The sequence below is a fragment of the Arsukibacterium sp. MJ3 genome (assembly GCF_000987765.1).
In the GTDB taxonomy this organism is placed as follows: domain Bacteria; phylum Pseudomonadota; class Gammaproteobacteria; order Enterobacterales; family Alteromonadaceae; genus Alishewanella.
In genome coordinates this window covers 73,457-89,130 of sequence record NZ_LAHP01000008.1, presented here as the reverse complement: position 1 = coordinate 89,130, position 15,674 = coordinate 73,457, and the positions used below count along the sequence as shown (strand labels likewise).

The window sequence follows — 15,674 nt, the reverse complement described above, 5'->3', positions numbered from 1 at the left end:
CTCCTAGTGAGCATGGCTGGCGCCGGATTTTAATACATCAGCTTTAAGCACAAAGCTATTGGCTGTAGCGTATTCAGTGCCCGGTTTAAGGCCCGATGTCACTTCAATGTAGTCATCGTCTTCGCGGCCAAATTGTAACATCCTCACCTCAAAGGTATTGCCATAACGGGCAAACACCACTGGCATATCACGATAACGCTGAATAGCACTTTTTTTCACCGCCAGCGCTACCGGTATTTCTGCCGTGAGTACTGTGGCTTCAACATGCATACCTGGCCGCCAATAACCACTGCTGTTGCTTATTACTGCACGTACCCGCGCAATGTGCCCTTCTGTCATTTGTGGTGCGATGTAGCTAATGCTGCTGCTGGCAGTTTCGCCATGATGTAAACTAAACACGGTCACCGGCATATCAAGCCGGAGTTGCTGTATATCGTTAGGAAAGGCCGACAGTTCAACATACAGCTGGCGATAATCGGCGATGCTAAACAGTATTTCGTCGAGAATAAGCTCGTTGTTATTAAAGAAGCGCTCGGTAACGACGCCCGCAGCCGGCGAGATAATGTCGTATTGTTTTAAGGTGGTTTTATTGCTGACGCGCGCCAGCAGCTGTCCTTTACTGACGGCATCACCTTGTTGCACCAGCACCTGACTAACTATGCCGCTATAAGGAACCCGTACATTAAAACGGGCAGTAGGCGGGGCGCTGATCACCCCAAATAAATGCGTTTTTTGGGTTAATGTCTGGCTATTAGCGATATCGGTGGCAATACCTGTTAAGCCCATTATGCGCTCGTTCAATTCAACCCGCCCTTCAAAGCTGTCGTAGTGCCAGTGGTAATGTTTTCCCTGATACTCGACATTGACATCGACACTATAAGAGTGAGGCTCGGCGATACTGATATCACTGACCAGATAACGCTGCTCTGCGCTAAATTGTATGTCATCTTGCTGGCCATCCAACCGCTGCAGTGTCACCTTAGCGGTTAGCGCATCAGGTTCGACCGGCTTACCATCAGCATAAGCATATAAGCGCATTTCCGCTGGTATGTTAGTTTCAAAAATAGTCACTTCAATGGCAAAGTTCGCCTCGGTTAACAATCTGCCACCCTGTGGGCCTTCAGCTGCTTTAGTTTGATGTTCATCGTCATGCCCGTCGTGGCCGCCTGCGCTGTAACTGCTGTTGCTACCAAGTAATAAAAAAAACATAAACAGGCTGGTCAATAAATTCAATGTCTTAGTCATTGCTATACTCCAACGCAGCAACTGCTGCCGTGCTAGTCAGGATCATGGGTTGACCGGTAAGTTGCTCCAACTCCAATAAGGTGAGATGAAAGCGGCTTTGGCTTTCAATTACATCGCGTTCGGCTTGCGCCAACTCTTCTTCAGCAGATAACAGACTAAGCAAATCCAGTTGACCTTGCTGATAACTACGTAAGCTGGCTTGTCGCAATTGCTTTGCTTCTGGTAAAAGCAGGTTGTTGACGGCGTGCACGGTGCCGCGAAGCTGCTCTAAATTTAACCACTGTTGTTGGATTAATAACGACAGCTCAGTGCGGGCATGTTGCTGTTGTCTGAGTAAGAGCGCTTGCTCAGTGGCCTCAGCCTGTCGTCGGCCCTGATTGGGGTCTGATAAGGTTAGCGGCATACTAAAACCAAATACTACGGCGTTGTCATTGCTAGCTTCGTTGCGTCTTACGCCGGCAGAGAACCGGATATCGGCTTTGCTGTTGGCCTCGGTCAGGCGCAGCTGGCTTTGTGCAATACGCGCCAGCGTGGCATAACGTTGTAACGCCGGATTATGTTGCAGTTGCGTTTGTAAGGCCGACAACGCCGGTAGCATTGGTAGTATGCTGATATCACCCGCGACTACAGTAAAGTCGGGCGCTGCCTGCCATCTTGCGGCTAAACGGTAACGCCGGCTTTCGATAGCTTGGGTAATATCGGCTAATTCAATCTGGCTGCGAACCAGCCGTAGTCTGATCCGGCTGATATCGGCATCTAGCAGATTACCGGTTTTACTGCGACCCTCTGCCGTACTTAGAAGGGCCTGTTCACGGGCTATTTTGTCATTTGCCCATGTCTGTAATCGTTGCAGGCGTAATAGCTGTAAATACTGCAAGCTGGTCGCGGCAAGTGCATCCAGCCTGGCCAGTTGATAGTTATCGCGTTGCAGCTGGCTATGGTGTTGTGCCAGCGTCAGCCTGCGCTGCCGTTTCTGGCCCAGTTCAATTTGCTGGCTCAGGCTAAGGGTAAGCTCTGCACTGGCCAACGCACGGTTTTCACCAGTGCCCAGCACATTTTCCAGCGTAACATCCAGTTCAGGGTTGGGTGTTATAGTGGCTTGCACTTCTTCAGCTTCTGCCATCCGAAACTGGTATGGAAAGGTGAGTAAATTTATGTCGTGTTGCAAGGTACGCTGTAAGGCTTGTGCCAATGTTAGCGTTGTCGTCTCAGCATGCAGTAGCTGCGAGCAAAGCGCCGCGATCAGCAATGCCGTTAGCGTCAATGTCATACGCATAGGTATGCTCCTGTTAGTTAATCAGTAAATAAAATGACAAACAAGCAGGATCAGTTGTTGGGAGGCGGAACCGGTGGGCTGTAGCTGATAAAGTTAACTCGGCGACTGGCGCTGGCTATGGCGCTGTTACTGAAATTGAGTAATTCGATACCATGAAAAAAAGCGATATAACAGGCTACATGAGCGTGCTCAGTGTGAAGCTCAGTATCATCAACAACGCTGTTATTACTACTGTGGTTGTCGCTTAGGCTGGTATAAGCATGCGCATGCTCAGGCAAGTGAATGACTAAGCCATCACATGCCATTACAGCATGATTCAGCATTATCAATAGCAAAAAAATTACACCCAATGCCTTGCTTAGCTGAATTCGACTAAACCGTGTTTTACCAAGCAATATTCTAATAAACATGACACCCTCAATAACCACAGAGGATAGTAGCGTTTGTTTGCTGTAACAACAAGACGTTAGCGGTACTTCCGCTGTGTTTTACGTTTACGCTCAGCTTCACGCTCGGCTTTATCTTGCGCTTTAGTCGCTTCTGCTGCTTTCGCATCAATTTGCTCCTGGCTTACCATATCGGGCGTTTCCAGCGTCAATGGACCGAGGTTGCCGGCACGAAGTTCAGTAATAAGAATAGTACCGGCTTTTTCTAAGTCGACTATACCACCTTTACGCATACAGCCGCGGCGAATGCCAATTGCATCAAGCAGAGCGAGATCATTTTCGGGTTGCTCGGTTAAATCAAAACGTTGCATTACCGCATCGGGGTATACTTGCAACAAATAATCGGCAGCAAACAGGGCGATATCGGCATATTCAAACACCGTGTCTTTAATGGCACCCGTTACAGCCAGCCGGTAGCCACAGGTTGGCGGGCTGAGTTTAGGCCATAAAAAACCTGGGGTGTCAGTCAAAATAACATTATTGTCTAGCCTGATCCGCTGTTGCATTTTAGTGACACCGGCTTCATTGCCGGTTTTAGCGATGGTGCGCCCGGCCAGAGTATTAATTAAGGTAGATTTACCCACATTTGGAATACCCATAATCATTGCCCTGGCTGGCCGGATGTCAAGATTACGTTCTGGTAGCATCTCATTGCACAGTGTTAACAACGCTCTAATTTGCTCAGGGTGTTGTTGGCTGATGGGGATAGCACGCACTCCGGATTGTTGTTCAAAATGCGCTACCCAAACTGCCGTTAGTACCGGGTCGGCTAAATCGGCTTTGTTTAGTACTTTAATACAGGGCGTATTACCGCGTAGTTGCGGTACCAATGGATTTTCGCTGGAAAAAGGGATGCGGGCGTCAAGCATTTCGATAATGATATCAACCTGAGGCATTACCTCAGCAATTTCTTTACGGGCCTTGTGCATGTGGCCTGGAAACCAGTTAATTGACATCTGTTATCCTCAATGGTGCAAAGGGCGCATAATACCCTAAAACCGTTGGTCTGATAACGTGCTATAAGAAAAATTGATAAAAGCTTATTACGGTAACCGGGGTGAAAATGGCTGAGTAAACTGCTGCTGAAGGTAAACGAATAATGCCAAGCCCTTTAAATAGTATTAACAGGCTGTACAAGCCAAGCAACGGTGGTAACGCACTTAACCACAAGCTGTTAGCAGCCTGTGGTAAAAACCAAGCTAAAATACTGCTACCCGCACTGGCAAAAATCAGTAACAGCAATAATAACACGTAGTGCGCGGGGGTAAACTCTGGCTGCAGATTTAAGTCGTCCATTGATCTCTGATTGTGGTTAACGGGTTTAGACACTGTAAGAAAAAACTATGTTACTTACCCGTTGTTATTTGTATAAATATGTAATGAAGACGCTATTTTAGTTCCTTTTTTAAATAAAGCAACCATCCATTAACGTTTTGTCCGTTTTAACCGGTTCGTTTAAGGTGATATGCAGTTGATGTGTTGTTATTTGATGGGTTAAGCTAAAGCTCAGGCGGCTGGTAGCGGCGTATTTGTAACACGATGCCAAGGTAGGGGTGGTCTAAGTAGTGAATTTCACCACTGATCACCCGCCGACTTTGTTTTACATTAATGCTTTGCATAGTGTCAGCCATTGGTCGCCATAAGTTAAACTCCGTATTTACAAACAAGTAGTGGTCTAAATGTAATTTAAACAGGCCATCTAGCTGCCACACCTCGGCAGGCACATTAGACAGGTTATCGCTTATTGGTATCTCGCTTTGCCGGCCTGTCTGCAGATTTTCCAATTTGCCGGTCGCCGTCAATTGTGCAAGCAGAGTATCAATAGCGCTAAAGACATCATCCTGTTGCTGGTACTGCAACGGATTAGCTGGGGTAATTGCCGCCATTGCTGCCGGTGTAATTCGCTGGCCCCAATAATCTATTTGGGATGAATAATTTTCCCCAGCAAACCAGCGGCTGGGTATTGCCAGCCGCTCAGTCACCGGCGCTTGGCGCCACACGGTGTGCAGGATCACGTGTTGATTAGGCTGGCGATTAATCTTGCTGGCGACATCGTTTAATGCAAAAGCCGTAAGCGGCGCCAGGTAAGGCACAGATTGATGGCTGTCAGCTTTTGCTGCCAGTTGCACCGGCATGCGTGCGGGCATAGGTAACTGAGTATTTAGTTGGCGTTCTGGAAAAAGCCCTTGATTAAACCAGGCGGGTACCTGGGGTTCACTAATACAAAACAGCGGATAAAGCCGCGGTTGCCATCGTTGCCAGTTGCGCAGCTCTGCCGGCAATAAACTAACGGGTGCAACCCCTGTAAGGTTGCAGTCATTACTATTTTGCAGTAACGACTGAATATCTGGCTGGTACATGGCAGACACTAAATCGATGCTGTTGCTAAGCCGGATAGGTTTAACCTCTTGGCTAAACTGTTCTTTTAATTTACTGCTACCAGCATGGCTAAATACAATCAGCTCAACTTCAAACCAGCGCTCATTGGCATTGCTATTGGCCACAACCGTTGTCGCGGTTAATGTCAGTGTTAATGCACTTAACATATTAGTAATAAAAGATAATTTCATTATTTCTCCAGCTGATGTTGGCTGAAGTCAGCTAACATATTGGCAATTAATACTAGCCGGTCTTTGGCGTCAGGGCTGGCGATGGTAAAACGAAGTTTTTGACCGCCATCAAGTTTAAAAACCCGGCTTTGCTGTTGGATCAGGCCAATAATGTAACCAGGCGCAACCCGGGTTTTATCAGCAAATTCAATTACACCGCCTTTGGCATTGGCTTCAATCCGCCGAACACCCAACGCCTGAGCTTGTTGTTTAAACTCGGTAAGTTTAACCAGGTTTTTCGCTGCATCGGGCAGTAAACCAAAACGGTCAATTAATTCTACCTGAACTTCGTCCAGTTCGTCTTCATCTTTGGCGCTAGCCAGTTTTTTATAAAACGACAGCCGCAGGTTAACATCTGGTATATAGCTATCGGGTAATAACGCCGGAATTTTTAAATCAATTTCACTTTGCTGGCTTAACATGGCATCAAGGCTTGGTTGGCGCCCTTCTTTTAGAGCGGTAACGGCTTCTTCCAGCATATCCATGTAAAGTGTAAAACCGATGGTTTCAATTTGGCCGCTTTGCTCAGCGCCTAACAATTCACCAGCACCACGAATTTCCATATCATGAGTGGCCAGTATAAAGCCCGCACCTAAATCTTCCAGTGAGGAGATAGCTTCCAGCCGTTTTTCAGCATCTTTACTAAGTCGTTTTGGTGGTGGCGTCAGCAAATACGCGTAGGCCTGATGGTGCGAGCGACCCACCCGGCCGCGCAATTGATGCAGCTGAGCCAAACCAAAATTATCAGCACGGTTAATAATAATAGTATTGGCTGTAGGTACATCGATACCGGTTTCTATAATGGTAGAGCAGAGCAGTAAATTAAAGCGCTGATGATAAAAGTCAGCCATTATCCGTTCCAGATCACGCTCACGCAGTTGACCATGGGCAATGGCAATATTGGCTTCAGGCACTAGTTCAGCCAGATCGCTGGCCATTTTTTCAATACTGGCAACATCGTTATGTAAAAAATAAACCTGGCCACCGCGCAGAATTTCCCGCATTACCGCTTCTCGCAGCAAGCCAACTTCAAACTCCCGGACAAAGGTTTTTACCGCCAGTCGCCTTGATGGTGGCGTAGCAATAATAGACAAATCACGCATACCTGACATTGACATATTTAGGGTACGTGGAATAGGGGTCGCGGTTAGCGTTAAAATGTCAATATCGGCACGCAACGCTTTAATTTTTTCTTTTTGCCGCACACCAAAGCGATGTTCTTCATCCACCACCAGTAGGCCTAAATCGTGCAGCTTGATATCGTCTTGCAGCAGTTTATGGGTGCCAATAAGAATATCAACCTTGCCATTGGCAACATCTTCTAAGATGGCTTTTTGTTGTTTCTGGCTGATAAAGCGAGACAGTACTTCAACCCGCACCGGCCAGTTAGCAAAACGGTCTTTAAAGTTTTCAAAATGCTGTTGCGCGAGTAGCGTAGTCGGCACCAGAATCGCGACTTGTTTACCATCGTTAACGGCGACAAAAGCGGCACGCATGGCGACTTCAGTTTTACCAAAACCAACATCGCCACATACTAGCCGGTCCATGGGTTGCCGGCTTTGCATATCGTTTAACACGGCGGTAATGGCATCTTGTTGATCGGGCGTTTCTTCAAACGGGAAACTGTCAGCAAATACCGCATATTGTTGCTGATCTACCGTAAAGGCGAAACCTTGATGGGCCGCCCGTTGTGCGTAGACATCCAGCAATTCTGCAGCAACATCACGAATTTTTTCAGCGGCTTTGCGCCGGGCTTTCTCCCAGGTGTCGTTACCCAGTTTGTGCAGTGGCGCATGATCTTTATCACTGCCCGAGTAGCGACTAAGCAGATGTAACGATGACACCGGAACATAGAGTTTACTGCTGCCAGCATATTCAATGGTAACAAATTCAGCACTAATACCGGCTGCATCCAGCACTTGCAGGCCTTGATAGCGGCCAACACCGTGTTGTAAATGTACTATTGGCTGGCCTTCACTTAGTTCTGCCAGATTACGAATAATAGTGTCTGAAGACACTTGCTGACTTTTTTTACGCCGGCGCCGCTGGCTGATTTTTTGACCAAATAACTCGTTTTCACTGATTAACGCCAAGGGCGGCGTGCTGGTAATTAGCGCACCTTGCTCCAGCGCGCCAACTAACATCACTACGTCGGCGTTATGGCTGGCAAAATCAGCTAAATGCTCAATTTCGGGTGCTTTAATACCGGCTTTGTTAAAGAGCTGATGCAGACTTTCCCGCCGGCCTTCGCTTTCAACAAAAAAGATAGCCCGGCCGTTTTGTTGTTTTAAGCTGAGTAAAAATTGAATGAGTTGCTCTAAGGGTTGTTTCAGCTGGTGCTGGATATTTAACTCAGGCAATTCTACTGCAGAGGCATTGGCCTGACCGGCTTTAACCGGCAGGGTGGCACGACTGAGTTTTAACCGGCTAAATTTATTCAGTTCACTGAACAATTCATCGGTTTGTAAGTAAAGCTCTTGCGGCTGCAAAATAGGCCGCAGTGTATCAATTGCCCGGTCATGATAACGGCGTTTTAACTCTTGCCAGAACTGATTAGCACTGTGCTCAACATCACCGTAGCTTAGCGCAATGCAGCCAGCCGGTAAAAAACTAAATAAACTGTCGGTTTTTTCGCTAAACAGTGGTAAATAATATTCAATGCCAGCGGGGAAAATACCTTGTGTAACTTGTTGGTATAATGATTCTTTTTCATTTCTAGCCGCAAAGCGTTCACGATAGCCCAGCCGAAAGCGTTCAATAGCGGCTTTATCGGTGGGGAATTCATGAGCTGGCAGCAATTCAATAGCAGAAACCTGCTCTACGCTACGTTGATTGTCGGGGTCGAAGGTACGAATACCATCGACCTCGTTATCAAAAAAATCTATTCGAAATGGTGAACTGCAGCCCATAGGGAACAGATCAAGTAACGAGCCACGGGCAGAGAATTCACCATGTTCCATTACCTGGTCCACCGCGCGATAGCCGACGGCAATTAATTGCAGTTTTAACGCGGTTAAGTCAACTTGCTGGCCTTTTTCAATTAAAAAACTGGCTTGTTCCAGATAATTGCGGTGACTAATTTTTAACAACAAGGTACTAACAGGCACAATCACTAGCCCCTGTTGCAGCCGGGGCAATTGATATAAGGTTTTCAGACGTTGCGAAATAATGTCCTGGTGCGGCGAAAACACATCATAAGGCAGCGTTTCCCAATCGGGCAAGGTAAGCACCGGACAGTGGCTGTTCGCTAAAAACACCGCCAGTTCTTGTTCAAGCCTTACGGCACTTGGCGTATCGGGAACCACCAGTAAATAAACTGCAGGCTCGGCCTGAACAAGTTGGGCGATAGCATAGGGCAGAGCAGCCCCATGTAGCTGACCCCAACTAAGCTGATCTTGTTGGCGTTTAATGCGAGGTAAAGATTTGATCAAACTCATTAAAACGTAAAACCCTATGCAAAGTGTCGCGGTTAGTCTGGTAGTTGGCGCTGTGCAGCTTTTTGTTTTAGCTGGCGGGACTGCTGATGCAAGCTGGCCCTGACGATTAGTTCACGATCTTGATCTCTAATGCGCCGAAACACAACTTTTATTTGCCAGCCGTCTTCTTGTTGCGCGGCACTGATCACCTGACCCAGGCAGTACACCGCACCTTCGTTTTCGGCCAGAAACACTTTTAATTCAACAATGGCCAACAACGGAAGTGGTCGCGGGCTTTGTAAACATAAGCCTGCACCACCATAGCTTAAGGTATACTGACGATGCTCAGCATTGTCTTGCTGGCGTAATACGTAGTGCAGCAACAAATCGATTTTTCGTGCTTGTTGTTGCAAATAGTTGGCCAGCTCGTCGGCCAGTTCACCAATCCGGTTTAATGCGCGCAGCGCCGACATATTCAGATTACCCATTTCGCCTGCTAGTAAAAACGGTTCAGGAATGCTGGCAATAAAGTCGTGTTCTGAGGGCAGACCGCTGTCGAGTACTTTGTAGTTAACCGTGATATCGTGCACGACGCTAAAGTAGTCATTATAGGCGTCAGTCAGTGACTGTAATAGTGGGTCCATAGCAGGTCTCGGCTAAGGTTGCTTGTTATTGTCGCTAATAATCACTATTATCAGCAGCGATTTTTGGCAGTTAATTTACCATCTAACCGAGGCAAAGTCCTGAATATTAACATGCAATTACCCGTTAGCATTTTGCTTGGTTTGCGCTACAGCCAAAGCCGCAAAGGCAATGCCTTTATTTCCTTTATTACTTTTTTTTCAGTAGCCGGCATTTTGCTGGGTGTTATGGCATTGACGCTGGTCAGTTCGGTGATGAATGGCTTTGAAGCTGAACTTAAAAAGCGCATTTTAGGCGTTATTCCGCATGTAGTGGTAAAGCCGGTAGTGGCAGACAATGTCTGGCAAACTGAACTTTTTGCCGCTGATCAGATAGAGGATATTAACCCATTTTTACAGTCAGAAGCCCTGGTGCAGGCGCCGCGCCAATTAAATGCGGTGATGCTGCAGGGCATTAATAGTGAAACCATTCCCCAATTTCTACAACAGGCGCTGGTGATAGGCAGTTGGCAGGACTTTGCAAACACCCGTTATGCCGTGGTGCTGGGGCGGGGCTTGGCTGAACAATTAGCAGTAAGCCGCGGTCAGCAACTGCGGTTTATGCTGGCGCAGGGCGGCAGTTACACGCCGGTGGGCTGGTTGCCCAGGCAACGTTTATTTGAAGTGGTGGGAATAGTGGATACTGGTTCAGAAGTGGATAACCTGCTGGCGGTAACCCGCTTGGAAGACTTAGCCCGGTTGTTGCCTGCAAGCTTGCGTGAACCTTCCTGGAGACTAAGCTTGGCGGAACCTTTTAGTGCACCCTTACTAGCAGAGCGGCTAAGTCAGAGCGCCAGCTTTAGCCAGGTTACTGACTGGCGGCAAAGCCAGGGCAAGCTGTTTGCTGCGGTTGCCATGGAAAAAGCAATGATGTGGTTAATGTTGTTGCTGATAGTGGCGGTGGCGGCGTTTAATATTGTCTCGGCGCTGGTGATGATGGTAACTGAAAAACAAGCAGAAGTAGCCATTTTGAAAACCTTAGGCATGACCGACAGCCAGCTGTTTGCGGTATTCGCTTTTCAGGGGGTGGTAAATGGTATGGTGGGTGCGGTATTGGGTGTATTGGCAGGATTGTTGCTAAGTTTCCGACTTAATGAAGTATTAGGCCTGCTTGGTTTGCAGCTGGCCAGTGGCATAGCATTACCGGTGGCGATAAACCCGTTACAAATTGTTACTATTTTTGGCTGTGCTGTAGGGCTAACCCTGCTGGCAGTGCTGTATCCAGCCTGGCGGGCTGTAAAAGTTAATCCGGCGGAAATTTTACGTGATGAATAAAGTATTAGAAGCGACTCAGATCTGTAAACGCTATCGGGATGGTGTCAATCTGACGGAAGTGTTAAATAATGTCAGCCTAAGCGTGGCGGCCGGTGAAATGGTCGCAATTGTCGGTAGCTCTGGCTCAGGGAAAAGTACCTTGCTGCATATTTTAGGCGCATTAGATTTAGCCGACAGCGGCAGCGTACAGATTGCCGGCCAGCCGTTGGCAGGGTTAAGCTCGGCCAAAAAAGCTAACTTACGCAATCAAAAGCTGGGGTTTATTTACCAGTTTCACCACTTGTTAATGGATTTTACTGCGCTGGAAAATGTGGCGATGCCGCTGTTGATCCGCGGCACCAAAAAAGCGCTGGCATTACAACAGGCCGGCGCAATGATTGCCCGGGTTGGTCTTAGCCACCGTGCCAGTCATAAACCGGCTGAACTCAGCGGCGGTGAACGGCAGCGGGTAGCTATTGCCAGAGCGTTGGTTACCGAGCCGGCATTAGTGTTAGCCGATGAGCCAACCGGGAATCTGGATCAACATACCGCTGAAGCAATATACCAGTTACTTAGAGAGCTTAATAGTAGCCTTGATACCAGTTTTGTAGTGGTTACCCATGATACGGAATTGGCTAGCCGGCTGGATACTCAATATATTATGCGCGAAGGTAAGCTTGAGGTGATGCATGGCTAGTCTGGCCTGGCAACTGGCAAAGCGCTATCGTTCAACCCGTCATACCAGCGGTTTTATTCGTTTTATCTCGGCATCTTCTACCTCGGGTATTACCTTAGGGGTGGCGATTCTTATTCTGGCACTGTCGGTCATGAACGGCTTTGAGCAGGCGCTAGAGCAACGGTTGCTCTCGGTGATCCCGCATATTGAACTTGAAGCTGTCGAGTATTCCTTGGCCGATTGGCCGCGTAAACTACAAAAAATGGAAACGACTGCTGGCGTAACCGCCGGGGCACCTTTTATTAAAGCCAATGGCATGCTGCGTCACAGGGAGGCGGTAAAAGCGGCACAGGTTAGGGGGGTTAGCCTGTTGTATGAGCAACATATCAGTGATGTGCGTCAATATGTTACCTCTGGCAGTATGGCGACCCTTAGCGATAATCAGGTTGTTTTGGGGCAGGGCATTGCAGAGGTGTTAAATATTGCCGTTGGGCAAAATGTGCAGCTGATGCTGCCACGCTTTGCTGAAGATGGCAGCATGGCCAGCCACCGTACGGTTAACTTAACGGTCAGTGCTATAGTGTCGCTTGGTGGGCAGCTCGATTACAGCCAAGTATGGGTAGATCTGACAACGTTAGCAAACTGGTTGGGCTTGCCAGAGGGTGAAGTGCATGGCCTGGCATTTAGGATTGACGATATTTTTGCTGCAGCGCAATTGGCCCGCGAGTTGGGCCGGTTGTCTGAAGATTATGTTTATTTGCTAGATTGGTACCGGACACAAGGCCATGTGTATAACGATATTCAAATGGTCAGGGCCATTTTATATTTGGTACTGACGCTGGTCATCGGCGTGGCGTGTTTTAACATTGTCGCAACCTTGGTAATGGCAGTGCGGGAAAAAGAAGCCGATATTGCTATTTTACTGACCATGGGCATGGCGCCTGGGCAACTGGTAAAAACCTTTGTATTACTGGGCTGGTTAAATGGTTTAATTGGCTCATTGCTTGGTACCGTGCTGGGGGTGATTTTAGCCAGTAGTATTGAGTCACTTTTTGCTGGTTTAACCCGGTTATTAGGCAGCTCATTACTGGACCCCAGTATTTATTTTATTGATTTTGTACCTTCGGTATTACGTTGGCAAGATGTGCTGCTAACATTAGCTATTGCATTATTACTGAGCTTACTGGCCACGTTATATCCGGCCTGGCGCGCAAGCAAAGTAGAGCCGGCAGCAATACTGGGCCAGCGCTAATGTTGTTGAGGATCAGTTTTTTTCTTTCTCAGTAATTTAGCCAGCTGGGCTTTTTTCACTGATAAACGCCATAACCAGTCTATAAAAAAATAGCCGCTTATACTGGCGGCAGTTGCCATCAGCAGGCAACCCAGTAAAAAAGGTTTGCCGATAGTGTGCATACTGTAACGGAGCCATTCCATACTCGCTTCAAAAGCAAATGGCTCTACCGGCGCCGCCAGCACTACCGTGCCAATTAAATAACTTAAGTAGAACATGATTGGCATAGTTAGTGGGTTTGATACCCAGACTAAGGCCAATGTCAGGGGCAGATTAACCCGCAGCGGAATAGCGATGGCCGCGGCAGCCAGCATTTGAAAGGGCATTGGGATCCAGGCCCAAAAAAGCCCGACAGCAAAGGCCCCGCGCGCTGAGCGCCGGTTTAAATGCCATAAGTTGCCATCATGTAATAAATTGCCAAAAATATTTAAAATTTTTTGTTGCTTGATTTTTTCAGCTGATGGTAGATATTTCTTAAATAGTTTTTTGGGCATTTCAACCTGTTTTCGAAGAGGCCATGCTAAGATTTTGCATTGGAGTTGCTACAGCCAGCCTATTGTCATTATTTTTGCCAATAGTGCCACCTTTTTTCAGTATTTTTTTAGCAATGCTGATTTTGCTGTTGTGCGCGCGACGATGGCCCAAAGTAATGGCGGTTTTTTTTGGTGCCGGCTGTTTCTTCGCCAGCTTAAGCTGGCAGTATCAGCAACAGCAACTGGCTTCCTCTACCTTACTTGAAAAAAACCATATTGTACTGTTAGTTAAAATAAACGCTACGCCAAAAGTGTATGCACAGTACAGCCAGTTTAGCGCCACGGTGCTAAGCGGACCAGCACGAGGCTATCAGTTAACCTTGCGCTGGCAGCAACCGCCGTTACTGGCGGCAGGGCAGCACTGGCGTCTGCGGCTGCGTTTAAAACCACTGCACGGCCTGGTAAACCCCGGCGGTTTTAATACAACTACTTATGGTTGGGTCAATGGGCTGTTAGCACAAGGGCAAGTGAGCAAAGGGCCGCACATTTTGTTGCAGCAGCAATATTCGCTGCGCCAGTTATTGCTGGAACGAGTAGAGCGAGCCATTAGCCCTTATGCTACGGCACCATTACTTAAAGCGCTGGCGGTGGGCGAGCGCGATTTTTCAGCGCGTTTGTGGCTTGGCGCACAGCATTCCGGGTTGGGGCATTTATTGGCTATATCAGGCTTACACATTGGCTTAGTATTTGGCTGGGTGCTGTGGCTGGCAAGTTGCAGTAAAGGTGTTCTGGCGATAGGTCGCCAATATCAATTAGCGTTACTACTGGCACTTGGCGCTGCACTTTTTTACGCCTGGTTGGCCAGTTTTGCCATACCTACTGTACGTGCCAGTGTTGCGTTGGCTCTTTTAGTTATTTGTCGCAGTCAACTAGCCCGGTTGTCACTGGGCCGGTTCTGGCTGGTGTTAGTGTCATTATTGCTGTTAGTGCAACCGTTTTGGGTGTTAAGTGCCAGTTTTTGGTTGTCAGTATTAGCGGTCGCTATTATTTTTATTGTGTTATGGCGTTATCCGCTGACGCAGTATCACTGGCGGGCACGTTTAATATGGTTTTTACGCTTTCATCTGCTGCTCAGTGTGATGATGACATTACTGACTATCGTGTTGTTTAGTGGTTTTAGTCCGGTAGTACTGCTGTCTAATCTTATTTTTGTACCCTGGTGCAGCCTGGTTGCCATTCCTTTGTTGTTGCTAAGTTTGCTGCTAACCCTCAGTGGTGTTAGCGACGTTACATGGCTCTGGCAGTTAACAGATTTAGCGTTCAGGCCGCTATTGTGGTGGTTGCACGCGAGTGCTGACCAGCCACTGTGGTGGCCAATGAGTCAGGTGTCAGGGGTCATGGTCTCCTTACTAACTATGGTGCTATTGCTGGCATTCTTGTTTATCAGAAAAGCCATGCTGATCCTTATTCCTCTTAGCGTATTGCTGTTAAGCGGCAGTGCGCTGCAAGTCTCGACATGGCAGCTACATTTGCTGGATAGTGGCCAACGGCAAGTCGTACTTTTACAGCGCGGTAGTCGGGCCTTGCTATATGATGCCGCACCCGCTTTGGCAATTCAGGATATTGCTGCCAGGCAACTCGAACCGGTGCTGCGGCAATTAGGTATTCGCCAACTTGATTATCTGTTGTTTCGCCAGCAACGTACCGAACGCCAGCGGCAATGGCGGTTGTTAGCTGATTATCCGGTACGCCAGAATAACCTCGACAGCTTTAGCCAACAGGGCGGCGTAAGCTCATGCCAACAATTACCCGCGTGGTATCATGACATTCAGATAGAGGTGTTGGTAGTCCCTGCAAGCGACCACTGTATATTGCGCGTTACTGTTGCGGGCTGGCGGTTGTTTATTCCAGGCATCATTGACCGCGCTACTGAGCAAATATTATTGGCAGATAGCCGTGACTTAACCGCTGAGGTAATGTTATTGGCCAATAATGGCAGTGCCGCGGTTAATAGCCTTAGCCTGCTGCAGCGGGTGAATCCGTCACTGGCGCTTAATGCGGCTGCCTTTATGAATGGCTATCAGCACCCGGCTCAGGCCGTTCAGCAACGGTTGGCGTTACTAGGTGTACCCTTGCTTAACACCGCTGAATATGGTGCTATCAGTATTCGATTTAAGCCAAATAAGCTTGAAGTATCTAGTTGGCAGCGGCAAAGATTACCATTTTGGGTAGAAAAGCCACCGGCAATAGCTGAAACCTTAGTAACAACACGCTAGAATAAGCGAAACTTAAATGGCAGGAACAACCT

The 15,674-nt window shown here is 47.8% G+C and carries 13 protein-coding genes; 4 read left to right on the top strand and 9 right to left on the bottom strand.

Annotated elements, in window-relative coordinates:
- Positions 1-3: 3 nt before the first annotated feature.
- From VT06_RS08000 to VT06_RS07965, 8 genes are all read right to left on the bottom strand, one after another.
- Positions 4-1,245 carry an efflux RND transporter periplasmic adaptor subunit gene (locus tag VT06_RS08000; protein WP_046553773.1) on the bottom strand — a complete coding sequence of 414 codons (1,242 nt, stop codon included), beginning with the start codon at positions 1,243-1,245 and terminating at the stop codon, positions 4-6.
- Positions 1,238-2,521, bottom strand: a complete 1,284-nt coding sequence (locus VT06_RS07995; protein ID WP_046553772.1) for a TolC family protein — start codon at positions 2,519-2,521, stop codon at positions 1,238-1,240. The genes VT06_RS08000 and VT06_RS07995 overlap by 8 nt, the downstream gene beginning before the upstream one ends.
- A 50-nt stretch (positions 2,522-2,571) precedes the next feature.
- A complete protein-coding gene (locus VT06_RS07990; RefSeq protein WP_046553830.1) occupies positions 2,572-2,931 on the bottom strand; it encodes a hypothetical protein in 360 nt (119 codons plus the stop codon).
- Positions 2,932-2,987: 56 nt separating this feature from the next.
- Positions 2,988-3,923 (bottom strand): ribosome biogenesis GTPase YlqF, encoded by a 936-nt coding sequence (ylqF, locus tag VT06_RS07985; protein ID WP_046553771.1) that lies wholly within the window; start codon positions 3,921-3,923, stop codon positions 2,988-2,990.
- Between the two features lie 61 nt (positions 3,924-3,984).
- Positions 3,985-4,263 (bottom strand): hypothetical protein, encoded by a 279-nt coding sequence (locus VT06_RS07980; protein ID WP_046553770.1) that lies wholly within the window; start codon positions 4,261-4,263, stop codon positions 3,985-3,987.
- Between the two features lie 203 nt (positions 4,264-4,466).
- A complete protein-coding gene (locus VT06_RS07975) occupies positions 4,467-5,537 on the bottom strand; it encodes a CsiV family protein (protein ID WP_046553769.1) in 1,071 nt (356 codons plus the stop codon).
- Positions 5,537-9,013, bottom strand: a complete 3,477-nt coding sequence (gene mfd, locus VT06_RS07970) for a transcription-repair coupling factor (RefSeq protein WP_046553768.1) — start codon at positions 9,011-9,013, stop codon at positions 5,537-5,539. The genes VT06_RS07975 and mfd overlap by 1 nt, the downstream gene beginning before the upstream one ends.
- A gap of 32 nt (positions 9,014-9,045) precedes the next feature.
- Complete coding sequence (locus VT06_RS07965; RefSeq protein ID WP_046553767.1) at positions 9,046-9,636, bottom strand: PilZ domain-containing protein; 591 nt, start codon at positions 9,634-9,636, stop codon at positions 9,046-9,048.
- A 111-nt stretch (positions 9,637-9,747) separates the two neighbouring features.
- Between VT06_RS07965 and VT06_RS07960 the strand changes: the two genes are divergently transcribed.
- Genes VT06_RS07960 through VT06_RS07950 form a run of 3 tightly spaced genes read left to right on the top strand, consistent with a single transcriptional unit; the run spans position 9,748 to position 12,854 of the window.
- Complete coding sequence (locus tag VT06_RS07960) at positions 9,748-10,947, top strand: lipoprotein-releasing ABC transporter permease subunit (protein ID WP_046553829.1); 1,200 nt, start codon at positions 9,748-9,750, stop codon at positions 10,945-10,947.
- Positions 10,940-11,623, top strand: coding sequence for a lipoprotein-releasing ABC transporter ATP-binding protein LolD (gene lolD / locus VT06_RS07955; RefSeq protein ID WP_046553766.1), 684 nt, complete (start codon positions 10,940-10,942; stop codon positions 11,621-11,623). The genes VT06_RS07960 and lolD overlap by 8 nt, the downstream gene beginning before the upstream one ends.
- Positions 11,616-12,854 carry a lipoprotein-releasing ABC transporter permease subunit gene (locus tag VT06_RS07950; protein ID WP_046553765.1) on the top strand — a complete coding sequence of 413 codons (1,239 nt, stop codon included), beginning with the start codon at positions 11,616-11,618 and terminating at the stop codon, positions 12,852-12,854. The genes lolD and VT06_RS07950 overlap by 8 nt, the downstream gene beginning before the upstream one ends.
- Here VT06_RS07950 and VT06_RS07945 read toward each other — a convergent pair.
- Positions 12,851-13,387: a DUF2062 domain-containing protein gene (locus VT06_RS07945; protein ID WP_046553764.1), complete on the bottom strand. Its 537-nt coding sequence runs from the start codon at positions 13,385-13,387 to the stop codon at positions 12,851-12,853. The two genes, VT06_RS07950 and VT06_RS07945, sit on opposite strands and share 4 nt — an antisense overlap.
- Before the next feature lie 23 nt (positions 13,388-13,410).
- Here VT06_RS07945 and VT06_RS07940 point away from each other — a divergent pair, with 23 nt between their 5' ends.
- Complete coding sequence (locus VT06_RS07940) at positions 13,411-15,642, top strand: DNA internalization-related competence protein ComEC/Rec2 (RefSeq protein ID WP_082122474.1); 2,232 nt, start codon at positions 13,411-13,413, stop codon at positions 15,640-15,642.
- The last annotated feature ends 32 nt before the right edge of the window (positions 15,643-15,674 follow it).